The following is a 243-nucleotide window of genomic DNA, read 5'->3' on the forward strand; positions in this document are numbered from 1 at the left end:
GATGGAGAAGGGGACGCAGGTCGTTGGAGAGTTCCGCGGAGGGCTTCAGCGCGGCCAGAAACGATTGCTCGTTTTGTGGAATAGAGCGAAGACGCCCGAAGGCGTGATCATCACGCTGGCATCTCCCGCGACCGACGCGCTTGGACGCTCTGGTTTCGATGGCCATGTCGACAGGCATTGGTGGGAACGCTTCGGCAGTGCGCTGCTTTTGTCGATTGTGGGCGACGCAACCGGCTATGCCAG

1 protein-coding gene is annotated in these 243 nt (G+C 60.9%); it reads left to right on the forward strand.

Annotation, left to right across the window (positions count from 1 at the left end; all coding sequences use genetic code 11):
- Position 1: 1 nt before the first annotated feature.
- Positions 2-243, forward strand: a 242-nt coding sequence (locus tag SB822_RS60105; protein ID WP_410859512.1) for a TrbI/VirB10 family protein, incomplete at its 3' end; no start/stop codon positions are given.

Origin of the sequence: Paraburkholderia sp. SIMBA_054, from assembly GCF_046534875.1 — a bacterium.
GTDB lineage: Bacteria > Pseudomonadota > Gammaproteobacteria > Burkholderiales > Burkholderiaceae > Paraburkholderia > Paraburkholderia hospita.